The sequence below is a fragment of the Tyzzerella sp. An114 genome, from assembly GCF_002161055.1.
Lineage (GTDB): Bacteria > Bacillota > Clostridia > Lachnospirales > Anaerotignaceae > Fimicola > Fimicola cottocaccae.
The window spans coordinates 89,772-106,462 of record NZ_NFLT01000005.1; the positions used below are offsets into that span (position 1 = coordinate 89,772).

General features: G+C 31.4%; 15 protein-coding genes. 8 read left to right on the plus strand and 7 right to left on the minus strand.

Going from position 1 to position 16,691, the window contains the following annotated elements; all coding sequences use genetic code 11:
- Window positions 1-70: 70 nt before the first annotated feature.
- Genes scfB through secF form a run of 3 tightly spaced genes read left to right on the plus strand, consistent with a single transcriptional unit; the run spans window position 71 to window position 3,616 of the window.
- On the plus strand, window positions 71-1,429 hold the full coding sequence (scfB, locus tag B5E58_RS06170) for a thioether cross-link-forming SCIFF peptide maturase (RefSeq protein WP_088108816.1): 1,359 nt from the start codon (window positions 71-73) through the stop codon (window positions 1,427-1,429).
- Between the two features lie 55 nt (window positions 1,430-1,484).
- Window positions 1,485-2,726, plus strand: a complete 1,242-nt coding sequence (secD, locus tag B5E58_RS06175; RefSeq protein ID WP_088108817.1) for a protein translocase subunit SecD — start codon at window positions 1,485-1,487, stop codon at window positions 2,724-2,726.
- 14 nt (window positions 2,727-2,740) lie between these two features.
- Window positions 2,741-3,616 (plus strand): protein translocase subunit SecF, encoded by an 876-nt coding sequence (secF, locus tag B5E58_RS06180; RefSeq protein ID WP_088108818.1) that lies wholly within the window; start codon window positions 2,741-2,743, stop codon window positions 3,614-3,616.
- Window positions 3,617-3,630: 14 nt separating this feature from the next.
- Here secF and B5E58_RS06185 read toward each other — a convergent pair whose 3' ends face one another.
- Window positions 3,631-5,010, minus strand: coding sequence for an alanine/glycine:cation symporter family protein (locus B5E58_RS06185; RefSeq protein ID WP_088108819.1), 1,380 nt, complete (start codon window positions 5,008-5,010; stop codon window positions 3,631-3,633).
- Between the two features lie 223 nt (window positions 5,011-5,233).
- Between B5E58_RS06185 and B5E58_RS06190 the strand changes: the two genes are divergently transcribed.
- Complete coding sequence (locus tag B5E58_RS06190) at window positions 5,234-5,719, plus strand: phosphatase PAP2 family protein (RefSeq protein WP_088108820.1); 486 nt, start codon at window positions 5,234-5,236, stop codon at window positions 5,717-5,719.
- A gap of 18 nt (window positions 5,720-5,737) precedes the next feature.
- The gene (locus B5E58_RS06195; protein ID WP_088108821.1) at window positions 5,738-7,480 is read left to right on the plus strand and encodes a B12-binding domain-containing radical SAM protein; all 1,743 of its coding nucleotides are present in this window, start codon (window positions 5,738-5,740) and stop codon (window positions 7,478-7,480) included.
- 58 nt (window positions 7,481-7,538) lie between these two features.
- Here the strand turns inward: B5E58_RS06195 and B5E58_RS06200 are convergent, their stop codons facing one another.
- Window positions 7,539-7,709 (minus strand): indolepyruvate ferredoxin oxidoreductase subunit alpha, encoded by a 171-nt coding sequence (locus B5E58_RS06200; RefSeq protein ID WP_088108822.1) that lies wholly within the window; start codon window positions 7,707-7,709, stop codon window positions 7,539-7,541.
- Between the two features lie 215 nt (window positions 7,710-7,924).
- On the opposite strand from B5E58_RS06200, the gene B5E58_RS06205 reads away from it, so the two are divergent.
- Together B5E58_RS06205 and B5E58_RS06210 are read left to right on the plus strand one after the other, a co-directional pair.
- Window positions 7,925-8,983: an S-layer homology domain-containing protein gene (locus B5E58_RS06205; protein WP_088108823.1), complete on the plus strand. Its 1,059-nt coding sequence runs from the start codon at window positions 7,925-7,927 to the stop codon at window positions 8,981-8,983.
- A 12-nt stretch (window positions 8,984-8,995) separates the two neighbouring features.
- Window positions 8,996-9,388 (plus strand): metal-dependent transcriptional regulator, encoded by a 393-nt coding sequence (locus tag B5E58_RS06210; RefSeq protein WP_164493545.1) that lies wholly within the window; start codon window positions 8,996-8,998, stop codon window positions 9,386-9,388.
- 40 nt (window positions 9,389-9,428) lie between these two features.
- Here the strand turns inward: B5E58_RS06210 and B5E58_RS06215 are convergent, their stop codons facing one another.
- The 4 genes from B5E58_RS06215 to B5E58_RS06230 form a co-directional block, all read right to left on the minus strand.
- A complete protein-coding gene (locus tag B5E58_RS06215) occupies window positions 9,429-10,268 on the minus strand; it encodes a metal ABC transporter permease (protein WP_088108824.1) in 840 nt (279 codons plus the stop codon).
- Between the two features lie 2 nt (window positions 10,269-10,270).
- Window positions 10,271-11,017 carry a metal ABC transporter ATP-binding protein gene (locus B5E58_RS06220; RefSeq protein ID WP_088108825.1) on the minus strand — a complete coding sequence of 249 codons (747 nt, stop codon included), beginning with the start codon at window positions 11,015-11,017 and terminating at the stop codon, window positions 10,271-10,273.
- Window positions 11,014-11,970, minus strand: a complete 957-nt coding sequence (locus B5E58_RS06225; protein WP_088108826.1) for a metal ABC transporter substrate-binding protein — start codon at window positions 11,968-11,970, stop codon at window positions 11,014-11,016. Before B5E58_RS06225 ends, B5E58_RS06220 begins: the two co-directional genes overlap by 4 nt.
- Window positions 11,971-12,118: 148 nt before the next feature.
- On the minus strand, window positions 12,119-13,282 hold the full coding sequence (locus B5E58_RS06230) for a 5-(carboxyamino)imidazole ribonucleotide synthase (RefSeq protein ID WP_088108827.1): 1,164 nt from the start codon (window positions 13,280-13,282) through the stop codon (window positions 12,119-12,121).
- A 245-nt stretch (window positions 13,283-13,527) separates the two neighbouring features.
- Here B5E58_RS06230 and B5E58_RS13880 point away from each other — a divergent pair, with 245 nt between their 5' ends.
- Window positions 13,528-16,320: an FtsK/SpoIIIE family DNA translocase gene (locus tag B5E58_RS13880; protein WP_088108828.1), complete on the plus strand. Its 2,793-nt coding sequence runs from the start codon at window positions 13,528-13,530 to the stop codon at window positions 16,318-16,320.
- A 42-nt stretch (window positions 16,321-16,362) separates the two neighbouring features.
- Here B5E58_RS13880 and B5E58_RS06240 read toward each other — a convergent pair whose 3' ends face one another.
- Window positions 16,363-16,614, minus strand: a complete 252-nt coding sequence (locus B5E58_RS06240; RefSeq protein WP_088108829.1) for a hypothetical protein — start codon at window positions 16,612-16,614, stop codon at window positions 16,363-16,365.
- Window positions 16,615-16,691: the final 77 nt, after the last annotated feature.

Below are 16,691 nucleotides of genomic sequence, written 5' to 3' on the forward strand. Positions count from 1 at the left end.
TTGCCGAAAGGCAATTTTATTTTTGTAAAAAAATATTTTTAACACCTATAAATTTTGGAGGGATACACTTATGATACATAAGTTTTCTATGGATGGTATAAACGTTGTTATGGACGTTGATAGTGGTGCTGTTCATATTGTAGATGATGTAGTTTATGAAATAGTTGACAGCTTTAAGGAAATGTCAGAAAAAGAACTTTTTGAAAAATACAGCGAAAAGTTCACAGAGAAAGAATTAAATGAAGCTGTTGAGGAAATAAAAGAGCTTGAAAAAAATGAAATGCTTTTTACAGAAGATGATTATGAGTTTGTTCTCCCTAAAGTTACAAACAGAAATCCAGTTGTAAAAGCTCTCTGTCTCCATGTTGCCCATGATTGCAACCTTAAATGTAAATATTGCTTTGCTGAAGAAGGTGAATACCATGGAAAACGTTCTCTTATGAGTTTAGAAGTTGGAAAAGCTGCTATTGATTTTATAATCAAAAATTCAGGAGCAAGAAGAAACCTTGAAGTTGACTTCTTTGGCGGTGAACCTCTTATGAATTTTGATGTTGTAAAAGAGGTTGTAAAATACGGTCGTGAACAGGAAAAATTACATAATAAAAATTTCAGATTTACAATAACAACAAACGGTATACTTCTTGATGATGACAAAATGCAGTTTATAAACGAAAATATGCATAATGTTGTTTTAAGTATAGACGGAAGAAAAGAAGTTAATGACAATATGCGTCCAAAGGCTGGAGGACAGGGAAGCTATGATACAATAGTTCCTAAATTCCAGAAATTAGCTGATAGTAGAAATCAGACAGACTACTTTGTAAGAGGAACATTTACAAAACACAATCTTGACTTTGCCGAAGACGTAATGCATCTTGCAGATTTAGGATTTAAACAGATTTCTGTTGAGCCTGTTGTAGCTGAAGATACTATGGACTATGCTATAACAGAGGAAGACATTCCAAAAATATATGACGAGTATGAAAAACTTGCAAAACTTATATATGAGAGAAGAAAAGCTGGAGATTGGTTCAATTTCTTCCACTTTAATATTGACCTTAAAGGTGGTCCATGTGTTGTAAAAAGACTTGCAGGCTGTGGTTCAGGTACAGAATATCTTGCCGTTACACCAGAAGGAGACCTTTATCCATGTCATCAGTTTGTTGGTATGGAAGAATTTAAAATGGGAACAGTTTATGAAGGTGTTACAGATGAAAAGAGACGAGAAGAATTTTCAGCTTGTAACGTATATTCAAAACCAGATTGTAAAAAATGTTGGGCTAAGTTCTATTGTAGTGGTGGATGTGCTGCGAATGCTTATCAATATGGCGGAAGTATACTTTCACAGTATAAAACAGGTTGTGAGCTTCAGAAAAAACGTATTGAATGTGCTATATATTTAAAAGCAAAAGAAGCTCTTTCAGAGTAAAAAATTATTTTTTAATAGACCTTTAAGAGGTCATATACTGTAAGGAGGAAATATAATGAAAGGTAAGAGTATTTTTTCACTTTTCATAACTCTTGTTGTTACAGTGGTGCTTGTGTTTTTATGTGTTTTTGGTGTAGGAAAGGACTCAAAAACTCTTAGTATGGCTAATATAAAACTTGGACTTGACCTTAGTGGTGGTGCAAGTATTCTTTATGAAGCTGACAAGGCTGACGTGACAGAGGAGGAAATGGCATCTGCTGTATCACTTATACAGGGACGACTTGACAGAAAAGGTTGGACAGAGGCTGAATGTTCAAAATCAGGAGATAACAGAATACTTGTTGAAATTCCTGGAGTTGATGACGCTGAACAGGCGATAGCTGAATTAGGACAGACAGCACAGCTTATGTTTATGGATATGGAAGGAAATGTTCTTTTAACAGGTTCTGATGTTGCTGACGCTAAAAAAGAAGTTGCTGATGTTGACGGAAATGGTGTTACAGAGCCTTATGTAAGTCTTAAATTTACTGAGGAAGGAACACAGAAATTTGCAGAGGCAACAAAAAATAATATAGGAAAACAGATTGCCATAGTTCTTGATGACTCTATTCAGAGTGCACCTACTGTAAACAGTGAAATTACAGATGGAAATGCTATGATAACAGGTAATTTTACACCAGAAAGTGCAGAGGAGCTTGCTGCTCTCATAAGAGCTGGTTCTTTACCATTCAATCTTAATGTAATACAGATGAAAAATGTAGGTGCAAGACTTGGAGCCGATGCTCTTGAGACAAGCCTCAATGCTGGTTTTATAGGTATTGCTATTGTACTTCTTTTTATGATAGCTGTATATAAAGTTTCCGGTTTCGCAGCAGACTGGGCACTTATAATATATGTAACTCTTGAGCTTATAGCTTTAAATGTATTTAATGTTACACTTACACTTCCGGGTATTGCCGGAATTATACTTTCAATAGGTATGGCTGTAGATGCCAATGTAATTATATTTGAGAGATTGAAAGAAGAACTTTTAAATGGAAGAACTTTGCGTTCTGCTGTTGACTCAGGATTTAAGAGAGCTTTCCCTGCTATATTTGACGGAAATATAACAACTCTTATTGCTGCCGGAGTTCTTTTCTGGCTTGGTACAGGTACTGTAAAAGGTTTTGCCCAGACACTTATGATAGGTATTGTTATTTCAATGTTTACAGCCCTTGTAGTAACAAGAATTATAATAAAAGGTCTTATGGGTGTTGGAATTGTAAATCCAAAACATTACGGATTAAGAATTAAATAAGGGAGGCTTTGGGAATGGATATAATTAAGAATAGAAAGAAATTCTTTGCAGTCTCTCTGATAATAATATGTATAGGAATTGTAACAATGATTATAAATTCTGTATCCGGAAAGGGTGCATTGAATTATGATGTTGAATTCACTGGTGGTACATCAATGGATATTGATATCGGAGGAGATTTTAGAAATAGTGATATTTCCGATATAATAAAAGATGTAACAGGTCAGTCTGCACCTCAGGTTCAGAGAGTTACTGGAACAAATGAAGTAAGTATAAAAATGCAGTCAATAGACAGTGAAACAAGAACTGCTCTTATAGAGGCTCTTAATCAGAAATATACAGACATGGAAGTTCATGATGTTTCTGATGTTGGAGGAACTATAAGTGGAGAAATGCAAAGAGCTGCTCTTTTAGCTATACTTGTATCTTGTGGAGCCATGCTTGTATACATATCAATACGTTTTAAAGATTTCAGAGCTGGAGCAAGTGCTATATTTGCCCTTGTTCATGATGTTCTTGTTGTTCTTGCATTCTATGCAGTTTTAAGAATACCTGTAAATAACTCATTTATAGCTGCCATACTTACTGTTTTAGGTTATTCTATAAACGCTACAATAGTAATTTTTGATAGAATAAGAGAAAATAAAAGTAATTTCAGAGTAAATGAAACAGCAGATAAAATAAATAAAAGTGTTATACAGACTCTTGCTCGTTCTGTAAATACATCTTTAACAACTCTTTTTACAATAGGAACAATATATATACTTGGAGTACAGTCTATAAAAGAATTTGCTCTCCCACTTATAATAGGTATAATAAGCGGTGCATATTCATCAATATTCCTTGCAGGTGCTGTGTGGTATATGCTTATTCCTAAAAATGAGAAATAAAAAAAAGTCCCTTTTTAAAAAGGGGCTTTTTTGTTGTTTTCAAAAAATAATTTTGTCTCTGAAATTACAACAGGACTTAATGCTAAAAGACCTATAAGATTAGGGAAAGCCATAAGAGCGTTTGTTATATCCGCCAAAAGCCATATAGGTTTTAATGATAAATAAGGTGCAACAGCGATACATATTATATAAACAATTTTAAATAAAAAAGAAAATTGAACGCTGTTTACAAGATATAAAAGACATCTTTCACCATAGTAGCACCAGCCTATTATTGTTGTAAATGAGAAGAATACAAGACCTATTGAAACTATATACATTCCTATATTTCCCGGAAGACCACTGTTATAAGCTGCATTTGATAAAAGACTTCCGTCAAGAGATGATGAGTCTAAAAGACCTGATGATATAACAACAATTCCTGTCATTGTACATATTATTATTGTTGTAAAAAATACACTTGTCATTGAAATTAATCCCTGACGAACACAAGAATTTGTTTTTGCTGCGGCAACAACAATAGGAGAGCTTCCAAGTCCTGCCTCATTTGTATATATACCACGAGCAACGCCTGTCCTAAGACCCGTCATTACAGATATTATAACTGTTCCTGAAGTTCCTCCAAGCATTGCATGAGGATTAAAGGCTGACTCAAATATAGATTTAAATACAGAAGGTATAACAGAAGCATTTATAAAAAGTATTAAGAGAGAGCCTAAAACATAAAATATTGCCATTATAGGTACAATAAACTCTGCCACCTTTGATATTGAGTTTATGCCACCAATAACAACAGCAGCAACTGCAATAGTAACAATTATGCCTACAATCCATACAGGCAAATTAAAAGCAGAGCTTGTTGATTCTGTTATAGCATTGACCTGAGGGAATGTTCCACAGCCTAAAAGAGCTGTTATTATTCCAAATACAGAGAAAAGTTTTGCAAGCCAAATCCAGTTTTTGCCTAATCCATTCTGTATATAGTACATAGGTCCTCCGGCTATTTGACCATTCTCATCAACAGTACGATATTTTACAGCCAAAACACCTTCAGCATATTTTGTTGTCATTCCAACAAAGGCTGAAACCCACATCCAAAAAAGAGCTCCGGGACCTCCTGTTCTCAAAGCTGTTGCAACACCAACTATACTTCCCGTTCCTATTGTTGCTGCAAGAGTTGTACATAGAGAGCCGAAGGCTGAAACGTCACCTGTGTCATCGTCAATGCCTTCTTCTTTTTGAAATATATATTTTATTGCTCGTGGAAGGTGGATTATCTGAAGAAATCCAAGTCTTATTGTGAAATATAAACCTGTACCAATTAACAAAATAAGTGTAGGTGGGCCCCAAACTATCGTTTGTATAGATGATAAAATGCCCATTATACTATCCATATAAATCCTCCATTCTGGTGAAAAAACGTAAATTTTTTGTATATTGCTATAATATTAAAGTATAAAATAACGAGCGTCCTATATATTTTAATATAATATGTCAATAAGGGCAATTAAAAATATTTTTAATGATTTTTAAGTAAAATTTATATAAAATGTATATTCAATGCCTTTTCATAATTTGTTATTATCTTTATAGACTGTTTTAAAGGAGATATGTGCTTTGGATAGAGAAATATTTATTTTTTTGTATAATATAGGAATGAAACATAAAGTTTCTACAAAATATACTTCCAAAATTCTCCCAAGATTATTTATTGTTTTATATTCTTTAGGTATTATTTTTCTTTTTATATCAAAAAGTCAAATGATAATAAGATTTATGACAGTACCTCTTTTTACACTTTTAAGCGTAAGTGTTATAAGAAAAGTTGTAAAAAGAAAACGTCCTTTTGAGACTATTGAGAATATAGAGCCTCTTATTTCTCATGGAAATGGGGAGTCTTTTCCCAGTCGTCATACAGCAAGTTCATTTATAATTGCTATGGCTTTTTTATATATAAATCCCATTATAGGAATTTTTATGATTGTACTTGCTTTTTTTGTGGGAATATCAAGAGTTATGGCTGGAGTTCATTATCCTTCTGATGTTTTTTTCGGTGGGATTTACAGTTTAATTTTGGGATATATAGGATTTTTTATGATTTAATAGGAAAATGGTGAAAATATGAAAATACTTTTAACTGCTGTAAATGCAAAATTTATACATTCGTCACTGGCTATAAGAAGTCTTAAAAAATATGCTTATTGTTATAGTGACAATATTTTTTTGAAGGAATTTACAATAAATCAAGACACTAATTTTATACTTGATGAGATATATAAAGAAAAACCTGATGTTTTGGGATTTTCATGTTATATATGGAATATGGGTGTAATAAGTGAGCTTATAGAAAATGTTAAAAAAATACTTCCTGATACTGTTATAATATTAGGTGGACCGGAGGTTTCTTATGAAGCTGAGGAAGTTCTTTTTGAAAATAAATCCGCTGATATTATAATAAGAGGTGAGGGGGAAGTAACATTTTTTGAGCTTTCACAATATTTTATTGACAAAAAAGGTAGTCTTGAAAATGTTGACGGTATAACATACAGAAATGAAAAGGGTGATATAATTTCAACACCTAAGAGAAAAGCTGCTGTTCTTGATGATATACCTTTTGTATATGATGATATTTCAGACCTTGAAAACAGAATAATATATTATGAAACTCAAAGAGGTTGCCCTTATAATTGTCAATATTGTCTTTCTTCTATTGAAAAGGGTGTAAGATTTCTTTCAGAGGAAAGAGTTAAGTCTGACTTAAAGTTTTTTATAGACAATAATGTTAAACAGGTTAAATTTGTAGACAGAACATTTAACTGTAATAAAAACCATGCCATGATGATTTGGAAATATATAATGGATAATGATAATGGAAAAACAAATTTCCATATGGAAATTACTGCTGATATTATGGACGATGAAATGTTAGACCTTTTAAAAAATGCCAGAAAAGGGCTTTTTCAGTTTGAAATAGGTGTTCAGTCAACAAACCCTGATACAATAAAGGCTATAAAGAGAAATACAAGTTTTGAGAGACTTACAGAGATTGTCAAAAAAATAAAAGCTATGGGTAATATACATGAGCATCTTGACCTTATAGCAGGTCTTCCCTATGAGGATTATAACTCCTTTAGAAAATCATTTAATGATGTTTATGCTCTTGAGCCGGAACAGCTTCAGTTAGGATTTTTAAAACTTTTAAAAGGTTCAGGACTTAGATATGACGCTGAAAAATATGGTATAGTTTATAGAAGCCGCCCAAATTATGAGGTTTTATATACAAAAGAAATTTCTTATGGTGAAATGTCTAGGCTTAAACTTCTTGAGGAGATGACAGAGACCTATTACAATTCAGGAAAAGCTCTTAATACAATAAAATATATTGTGGGTATATATAAAACTCCCTTTGACTTCTTTCAGGATTTAGGAGATTATTGGGAGAGAATGGGACATCATACTGTAAAACACAGTAAAATGGAACTTTTTAAAATAATGTATGATTTTGTTTGTAATAATGATATTTTAAAGGCTAAAAAGGATATTATAAAGGAGCTTTTAAGATTTGATATATTTGCAGGTGATAATGTAAAAACAATACCACAGGAGCTTATGGGACAAAATAGAGATATTAAAGATAAAGTTGCACTGTTTTATAAAGATAGTGAAAATATAGAAAAATATGCTCCTAACCTTAAAGATTTTACACCACAACAAATAGCTAGAATGTGTCATATAGAAATATTTGACTATGATGTTTTTGATAGTGATAATATTGAAAACAAAAAAGATACAGCAATTCTTTTTAATTATTATAAAAAAGATGAAATATCAAATAAACCGGTTTTCTATAAAATTGAATTTTAATAACTTTAATTATGAAAAAAAGACAGGTAAAAACCTGTCTTTTTTATGCAAATGATAATTATGCAAGTTTAGGAGCACCTACTGGGCAAACATTTGCACAAGAACCACATTCGATGCATTCAGCTTCGTTTACTTTGAAAACACCGCCGTCTTCTGCGATACAAGATGTTGGACATTCAGAAGCACAAGCTCCACATCCGATACATGATGAATCAATCTGGTATGCCATTGGAATACACCTCCCTATATTTAATTACAAGTTCATTGTATATCAAAATATAATAATTAGCAAGCTAAATCATAAAAAAATTATGTGGTGTAGACATAATAAATAAAAATCTACAATTAAATTAATTTATAGAATTGTTTTTTTGTATATGATATAATTTAATATGAAAGTTTTTTGTACACATTTTTAAGGTCGGCAAAAAGTGGGGTGTTCAAATGAGAAAATTTATCAGTTTGATGTCATTTATGCTAAGTTTTGCGATTTTTAATGTCAATATTTCGGCAGCTGAAATAAATTTGAGAATTGAGGGGGATAAAAGCACAATATTTGAAAAACAATTTAATGCAGATTACTGTATGGAGGCTTTACAGGATATAGAAAGAATTTATAATATTCCTGTTGTTTTTTCAGGAAATATTTCTGATTACAGTATTTATAGTATCAATGGAATTGATAATGGATATATTGATAAAACATCAAAATGGCAGGGATTTATATTGCATAATGGTAAAATTGTTAATCTATCAGAAAATTTTAATAGGGCTCTTTCTGACAATGACAGTATAGTTATATACTATGGAAATGAAGATACAGTTATACCATATTTGAATCATAATGAAAATGAAAACAGTATAAATATAAATGCTTATAAATTAAAATATGATGATGTAATAACAAATGAAGCCATAGAGGGAGCTGTATTTCATATGCTTTCGCCAGAGGGTGTAATGACTGTTGCTACAACTAACAAAGAAGGAAATGTTTCTTTTGAATTGTCTAAAGACGGTTATTATGTATTTTACGGTGAAATGTATAGTGAAAATACTGTTCCTAAAATGGTAAAAACTGAAACTGTAAAATATTTGAATGGATTTGATAATAGTGAAAAGGCTATAACTAGAGGGGAGTTTGCTTGTCTTTTATCAACATACTATGGTATAAAAGGAACTTCTGATGTTTTATACCATGATGTTGATAATGATAATCCATTTTATAATTATGTTATGGCTTTATCATCTAAGGGAATAATGGTAGGCTATGGAGACGGAAGTTTTGGAGTTGATAAACCAATAAATATTTATGAAGCCTCTGCTATAATAGAGAGAATACAAAATAAATATGTTGCTCCAAATAAAGATATTGAAAATATACCTGATTGGGCTTTAAAAGGTGTAACACTTATGATTAATGAAGGTATATTTGAAAAAGATACTGATTTTAGTGATTGTGTTACAGTGGATATTGCAAGAAAAATGATTGAAAATATTGATTGATAGGTGATTTAGATGATTAAAAGAGAAGGAAAAAATGTTACAGCTTCATTAGAAGATTATCTTGAAGCTATTTATTTTTTAAACAATGATGAGGGAGTTAGAGTTACAGATATTGCAACAGAGCTTTCAATATCAAAACCAAGTGTAAATAGAGCTATAAATACTCTTAAATCTCAGGGACTTGTTACCCATGAACATTATGGTTCACTTTTTCTCACAGAAGAAGGGCTTGATATTGCAAAAAAAATTGCAAAAAGACATTTTATGTTAAAGAAATTTTTAACACAAATTTTAGAAGTTGATGAAAAAACAGCAGAGGAGGAGGCTTGTTTGATAGAACATTGTCTTTCTGCTGATACTGTTGAGAAACTTGAAAAATTTATGAATAAAACGCTTAAAGATTAAAAATAAAAGCCTGAATAATATTTTATTCAGGCTTTTTTTGTTATCTTACAAATTTTCTTATTCCTAAAGTTATAAAGAAGAAAAGTGATGATACAAGAACCATTGTGGCTGATGCGGAAGTATCACCATAGAATGATATTATAAGACCAGATATTCCCGATATAAGACCTAAAATAATTGTTATACCATGATACTGTCTTGTATTTGATGATATATTTCTCGCCGATGCAGCAGGAAGTATGAGCATTGAATTTATAGTGAGTATTCCTATCCATTTTATAGATAACATTACAGCAACGGCAACAAGGGCAACGAATATATTTTCAATTAAATGAGTTTTAATATTTCTGCTGGCTGCCAAAGATGTATTTATACTTACAAGAAGAAGGCTGTTGTATATTATATGCCATATAATTATTGTACATATAAGAACCACCAATATAAGAAGTATTTCTTTTGGTGTTACAGTTAAAATATCTCCAATGAGATATGAAGAATATTTTGAAAATCCTCCGTTTTTTGAGAGTATTACTATTCCCAAAGCCATTGATAATGATGAAAATACACTTATTATTGTGTCTGTGGAAGCTGTGTTTGTTGATTTTACTTTTGTTATTATAAGGCTTAAAAATATTCCAAATGCCAACATTGATATTATAGGATTTTTTAAACCTAAAAGAACACCAATAGCTATACCTGTAAAAGCACTGTGACCTAAAGCGTCAGAGAAAAATGCCATTTTGTTATTTACAGCCATTGTGCCAAGTATGGCAAATAGGGGAGATACAACTATTGTTGCCAAAAGAGCATTTTTCATAAACTCATAATTCATAAAGTCAAAGGGCATAACTATTTCCATAATTTTATATAATGTATCCATTGTTATACCTCCAAATCCATAAATCCAAAAATTTGTTTAAATGAGTCTGTTTTGAAAACTTCGTCAACATCTCCAGATGCAACAACAGTTTTATCTATTAAAACAGCTTTATCAGCATATTTTTTTATAAGACTTAAATCGTGAGATACTAAAAGTATTGCTATATGATAGCTGTCACGAAGTTTTGAAACCATTTTATAAAAAAGGTCAAGACCATTTACGTCTACACCTGATACAGGCTCATCAAGTATTAAAAAGTCAGGAAGAGGGTCAAGAGCTGTTGCAAGAAGAACTCTTTGAAGCTCTCCACCAGAAAGCTCTCCCAGTCTTCTGTCTATAACATGACCACATTCCAATTCTTCCAACTGATTTTTAATTTTTTCTCTGTCTTTTTTTCTGTGACCAAGCCATACAGGACGTTTACTTTTTGAAGCTGTCATAAAATCAATGACACTTACAGGTGTGTTTTTGTCAAAAATTAGATGTTGAGGAACATAACCTATTCTTGGTCTTTTTATTTCTCCATTATTGTGTTCTTTATAACTTATATTTCCTGTGTATTCTCTTTCTCCTAAAATAGCACGAATTAAAGTTGTCTTTCCAGCTCCATTTCGACCTATTAAAGCTGTAAGCTGTCCACAATGAAAATCAAGATTTATATTTTCTATAAGTATGTCCTGACCGCTTACAACAGTTAAATTTTCTATATCTATACGACAGAGACCACAACTGTTATGTGTTTTTGTCATTTAAAAGCCTCCTTTATTGTATTTGCATTTTTCAACATTATTTCAGTATAACTTTCATTTTCTGTATTTCCATAAGTTAAAGGGTCTAGTATATATATTTTTGCCCCTGTCTCACGAGATACAGTTTCAGCTATTTTTAAACTGGCATCATCAGCACAGAGAAGGGCTGTTATATTATTTTCTTTAACTTCATCTATTGTGTGAGCTAAAAGACTTGGGGAAGGGTCTGTGTTTTCATCCATATAAATTTCTGCTTTTATGTCAAAACCATACTCATTTGCAAAATAAATATATCCTTCATGGAATACAGCGGCATTTTTTTCCTCAAAATGAATATCTTTAGTCTCGTTTTTAAGATTTTCTATTGATAATGAAAAATTATCAAGATTTTTTCTGTATAAAGGCTCGTTTTCATAATCAATGTTACATAAGGCAGAATATATATTTTCAGCCTGTATAAGTGCATTTTCTGGTGAAAGCCATATATGAGCGTTTAAATTTCCATGGTCATGTCCGTCATCTTCTGAATGTATGTGACCTTCTTCCTCATGACTGTGTTCATCATGTTCATCATGTTCATGATTGTGACCTTCTCCCTCAAGCATATAAGTTCCTGTTGATGTGTCAACTATTTCAAGATTTGGCAGAGAGTTTTCTATTTCATCAACAAAACTTTCCATATCACCACCATTTATAATAAACATATCAGCCTTTGAAAGTTTTTTCATATCTCCTGATGTCAATTGATAATCATGGAGACAACCTGTTGAAGGTGTTGTCATGTTTGTAATATTAATGTTAGGTGAATTTTTTACTATTTCCTCTGCTATTGAATATATTGGATAAAATGATGTAACAATATTTATTTTATCGTCATTTATATTATTTGAAGATGTACAACCTGATAAAAAAAGTACTGATAAAGCTGTAATCATTGTTTTAATGTATTTCATTTGTCAAAATCATACCTCCTAATTGCAAATGATTTGCGTTTAGAAAATATTTTATTACTAAAATATTTATGTGTCAATTTATTTTTTTCTCAATTATGATTTTGATAACAAATAAAAAAGGCACTTTTTAAAAAGTGCCTTTTTTATATTATAATCTTTCTTTTCCTATAATTTTAACTGCATTAAAAGCTTCTTCCGCTTTTTCTTCTGCTTCTTTTAATGTATTTGCTATTACTGTTAAATGTCCCATTTTTCTTTTTGGTACAGATTTTTCTTTTCCGTATATATGAAGATATGCACCTTTTATTTTGAGGGCTTCATCTGCACCTATAACTTTTGCATCTCCCATATATCCCATAGAGCCAAGTATATTTCTCATTACAACAGGTTTTAAAAGCTCTGATGAACCTAAAGGAAGTCCAGAAACTGCACGTATGTGCTGTTCAAACTGGCTTGTCATGCAGGCTTCTATTGTATAGTGACCTGAATTGTGGGGACGTGGAGCAACTTCGTTTACTTCCACATTTCCTTCTTTGTCAACAAACATTTCAACACAGAACATTCCTACACCTTCAAATATTTCCATAACACTTTTTGCAAGTGCCATAGCTTTTTTTGATGTATCTTCTGATATATTTGCAGGAACTCTTGTTTCAAAAAGAATGTTATCATGGTGTATATTTTCAGCAACAGGGTATACTTCTATTTCTCCATTTATTCCTCTACAAGCAAGTACAGATATTTCCATTGTAAATGGGAAGAATTTTTCTGCCATAAGAGGGAGTTTTCCACCACCAAGAGTTTTGAAACCTTCTGATATTTCATTTTCTGAATGGATAACAAAGTTTCCTTTTCCGTCGTATCCACCTGTACATGATTTTAATAGGAATGGATAACCGTATTTTTCACCGGCATTTTTGATGTCATCTGTTGTTTTTACAGCCATAAATTCTGGCATTGGTATGTTGTGTTCAAATAGAAGTGATTTTTGAGTGTATTTATTCTGTATTATTTTGAGACTTTTTGCAGTAGGGTATACTTTTACACCTTCATTTTCAAGCTGTTCAAGTATATCTGCTCCTATGTGTTCAAATTCGTAAGTTATTACATCTGATTTTGAGGCTAAAAGACGGATAGCTGTTTCATCATCGAAATCTGCTACAATATGTTCATCAACCAAAGTGTGGGCAGGGCATTTTAATGTTGGGTCAAGGACTGTTATGTAAAAGCCCATTTTTTTGGCTTCCTGTATCATCATTTTGCCAAGCTGACCGCCACCAATAATTCCTATTCTTTTTTCAATATTTTCCATTGTCATATTCTCCTTAGAAATTTAATTAATTTGTATTCTATCATATAAGATTTTAAATTAAAACAGCAAAAAAAATATTTATTACTATCAACGATTTTTGTTATTTGTATTAAGTTTTTTGTAGTATAATTAGCTGTAAAAAAATACAATATGGTCTTAATTTTTATAGTTTATAGAAATAGCTTTTTGTGATATACTATATGTTTGTAAAATCGAACTGAACTTTTGTATAGAGAGGTGAAAAAATGGGGGGAAATAATGAAAGTTCTAAAAAGGTTTCTGAAAACAAGCCTAAAAGAACTACTAAAACAACAAACAAAAAAAGTGTAAGCAGAAAAAAAACATCTATGACTTCCCAAAAAAAAGAAGTTGAAAAAGTTAAAACAACAAGTTTTGGAGATACTATTACAGATGAAATTATAATTATTCTTATAATAGTTGCATCAATAATAACTGTAATAAGTCTTTTTAGCAGTAAAATGGGATTTGTAGGTAGTCTTATAAATTCTCTTTTTAAAGGACTTTTTGGCTTTGGAGCTTATATACTTCCTATTACTGTTATAGGTTATTGTGTTTGGCTTTTGACATCAGGAATAAAAAGACGTAAATTGGTTAAATTTGTTGGAATGATGCTATTTGTTATATTTGTTGGTGCGGCATTCTCTGTATTTAATCAAGAAAATTTTGCAAAAGATTTAGGGATAGTAGGAAAAATTTCTCAGCTTTATAAAAATGGAGGATTTTCCAACGGAGGTCTCATAGGTGGTTCAATAGGAAATCTTTTTGCATCAGCCTTTGGAAAAGTTGGAGCTACAATAATACTTATTGCTCTCATTATAATTTCTGCCATATTGGCAACAGGAAAATCATTCTTTAAAGGTGTATCATCTGCTTATTCTTATAATAAGTCTAGAATAAGAGAAAGAGCAGAGAGAATTGAAAGAGAAAGACCTGTTTTTGAAAAATCAAGTAAAAAAGATGCAAGAATAGAAATAAATAATTCACCAAATACAACAGGTACAGCAAAAACTAAAAAGCCTATGCCTGATTTTTTAGTTGAAAAAGAAGGATATGATGATAAACCACCATATATTGAAACTACTGTATTTAAACAGCATACACCTAAAAAGTTTGAGAAGGCTCAAAAAGGTATATATGATTTTAAAATAGAAATGGAAAATACAGGAGATTTTTCATTTGATATGGATTATTCTGATAAAAAAGAGGATAATAATAAAACTTTTGAAAATTCATATAATAATAGTTACAACGATGTTAAAAATAAAGACTTTGAAGAACAAAAAACTGAAGTTGCAGAGATTGAGAAAGAAGTTATTGAAAATATAGATGAAATTAATTCTTCAAAATATGATGAAACTGAAGATAATACAGTTTATTCTAATTTTGATGATGATAGTGCTGTTGTTGAAAAAGCTCTTGCAGAAATGGAGAAAGCTCTTTATGATGAGGAACATCCAAAAACAAAAAATGACAATAAAAATAGTGAAACTGTAAGAGATAACTATAATGAAAAAGTAGCTAAAACACAGGAAACAAATATTTCTAAACCTGTACAGGAAGTTAAAGAAATACCAGAATATGTTTTTCCTCCTATTGACCTTCTTGGAGAAGATAAAAATGTTCAGACTCCCGGCTCAAAACTTGAGATGATGAACAATGCAAAAAAACTTGAGGAGACATTAAAAAGTTTCGGTGTTGATGCAAAGGTTATACAGATAAACAGAGGTCCTACTGTAACAAGATATGAGCTTTCACCTAGTCAAGGAGTTAAAGTTAGTAAAATTGTAAATCTTGCTGATGATATTGCATTAAATCTTGCTGCTGCTGGAATAAGAATTGAAGCACCTATTCCGGGAAAAGCTGCTGTTGGTATAGAAGTTCCAAACAAAGAAACACAGTCTGTATATTTAAGAACAGTTATAGAGTCTGAAGAATTTCAAAATTTCCCTTCAAAACTTGCTTTTGCCCTTGGAGAGGATATAGCAGGAAAGGCTGTTGTAACTGATATTGCAAAAATGCCTCACTTACTTATAGCTGGTGCAACTGGTTCTGGTAAGAGTGTTTGTATAAATACACTTATAACAAGTATTATATATAAAGCTAAACCGGAGGAAGTAAAACTTCTTCTTGTAGACCCTAAAGTTGTAGAGCTTAGTGTTTATAACGGAATACCACATCTTTTGATACCTGTTGTTACAGACCCTAAAAAGGCGGCTAGTGCTTTAAATTGGGCTGTAAGAGAAATGCTTCAAAGATATAACGACTTTGCAGAGTGTAATGTTAGAGATATAAAAGGCTATAATGCCATGAAAAAAGAAAAAGGTGAAACAGACCTTATGCCTCAGATTGTAATTATAATAGACGAGCTTGCAGACCTTATGATGGCAGCACCGGGAGAGGTTGAAGATTCTATATGTCGTCTTGCACAGATGGCTCGTGCTGCGGGACTTCATCTTATAATTGCAACCCAGAGACCTTCTGTTGATGTAATTACAGGTGTTATTAAGGCAAATATACCTTCAAGACTTGCTTTTGCTGTTTCATCAGGTATTGACTCAAGAACTATACTTGATACAACAGGAGCTGAAAAACTTCTTGGAAAAGGTGATATGCTTTTCTGTCTTGTTGGAATGAATAAGCCTGTCAGAATACAGGGGGCTTTTGTAACAGATAAGGAAGTTGAAAATATAGTGGCTTTTGTCAAAAAAGACGGTCACACAGGATATAGCAATGATATGATTGAAGAAATAACATCTTCAACTAAAAATTTATCTGGTGGCGAAGATATGGATGAGCATTTTGAAGCTGCCATTGACCTTGTTGTTAAAAAAGAAAAAGCCTCTGTATCAATGTTACAGCGTCATTTCAGAATAGGTTATAACAGAGCTGCAAACCTTATGGAAGCCCTTGAAGATAGAGGTATTGTTGGACCAGAGGAAGGAAGTAAACCAAGAAAGGTTTTGATGTCTCAGGAAGAATATGAGGAGTTTAAAGAACAGGGCGGATTTAACCCTTGATAATTAAATATATTAAAAAAGCTGTCTTTTTAAGACAGCTTTTTATTTTACAGTAAAAACTTTTTTTATAAATGGTATAAGGGACAATATAACACCTAAAGAAATTATTATGAATAAAATTCTTTTTGATATACTGTTTGTTTCAATAGCTATATTTATTGATGCCCATACTATGACACAATATATTAATAAAATTGGAATTAAAATTAAAATTCGTATTGCAAGAGGTATTTTTTTATATGTACAGCTTTTAAATATACTTGAAAATATAAATTCAATTAAAAATTCAACCATTAAATCACCTCCAATAATAATATATTTTAACTATAATATAATAACATTTGTTATGTCAACTAAAAATACTTCCATTT

What these genes read in the sequence shown, in the direction of transcription:
- B5E58_RS06200 (WP_088108822.1), bottom strand. Translation starts at nt 7,709, where the DNA reads ATGGCATACCAGATTGATTCATCATGTATCGGATGTGGAGCTTGTGCT.
- B5E58_RS06205 (WP_088108823.1), top strand. Translation starts at nt 7,925, where the DNA reads ATGAGAAAATTTATCAGTTTGATGTCATTTATGCTAAGTTTTGCGATT.
- B5E58_RS06195 (WP_088108821.1), top strand. Translation starts at nt 5,738, where the DNA reads ATGAAAATACTTTTAACTGCTGTAAATGCAAAATTTATACATTCGTCA.
- secD (WP_088108817.1), top strand. Translation starts at nt 1,485, where the DNA reads ATGAAAGGTAAGAGTATTTTTTCACTTTTCATAACTCTTGTTGTTACA.
- B5E58_RS06240 (WP_088108829.1), bottom strand. Translation starts at nt 16,614, where the DNA reads ATGGTTGAATTTTTAATTGAATTTATATTTTCAAGTATATTTAAAAGC.
- B5E58_RS06220 (WP_088108825.1), bottom strand. Translation starts at nt 11,017, where the DNA reads ATGACAAAAACACATAACAGTTGTGGTCTCTGTCGTATAGATATAGAA.
- B5E58_RS06210 (WP_164493545.1), top strand. Translation starts at nt 8,996, where the DNA reads ATGATTAAAAGAGAAGGAAAAAATGTTACAGCTTCATTAGAAGATTAT.
- B5E58_RS06215 (WP_088108824.1), bottom strand. Translation starts at nt 10,268, where the DNA reads ATGGATACATTATATAAAATTATGGAAATAGTTATGCCCTTTGACTTT.
- secF (WP_088108818.1), top strand. Translation starts at nt 2,741, where the DNA reads ATGGATATAATTAAGAATAGAAAGAAATTCTTTGCAGTCTCTCTGATA.
- B5E58_RS06225 (WP_088108826.1), bottom strand. Translation starts at nt 11,970, where the DNA reads ATGAAATACATTAAAACAATGATTACAGCTTTATCAGTACTTTTTTTA.
- B5E58_RS13880 (WP_088108828.1), top strand. Translation starts at nt 13,528, where the DNA reads ATGGGGGGAAATAATGAAAGTTCTAAAAAGGTTTCTGAAAACAAGCCT.
- B5E58_RS06230 (WP_088108827.1), bottom strand. Translation starts at nt 13,282, where the DNA reads ATGGAAAATATTGAAAAAAGAATAGGAATTATTGGTGGCGGTCAGCTT.
- scfB (WP_088108816.1), top strand. Translation starts at nt 71, where the DNA reads ATGATACATAAGTTTTCTATGGATGGTATAAACGTTGTTATGGACGTT.
- B5E58_RS06185 (WP_088108819.1), bottom strand. Translation starts at nt 5,010, where the DNA reads ATGGATAGTATAATGGGCATTTTATCATCTATACAAACGATAGTTTGG.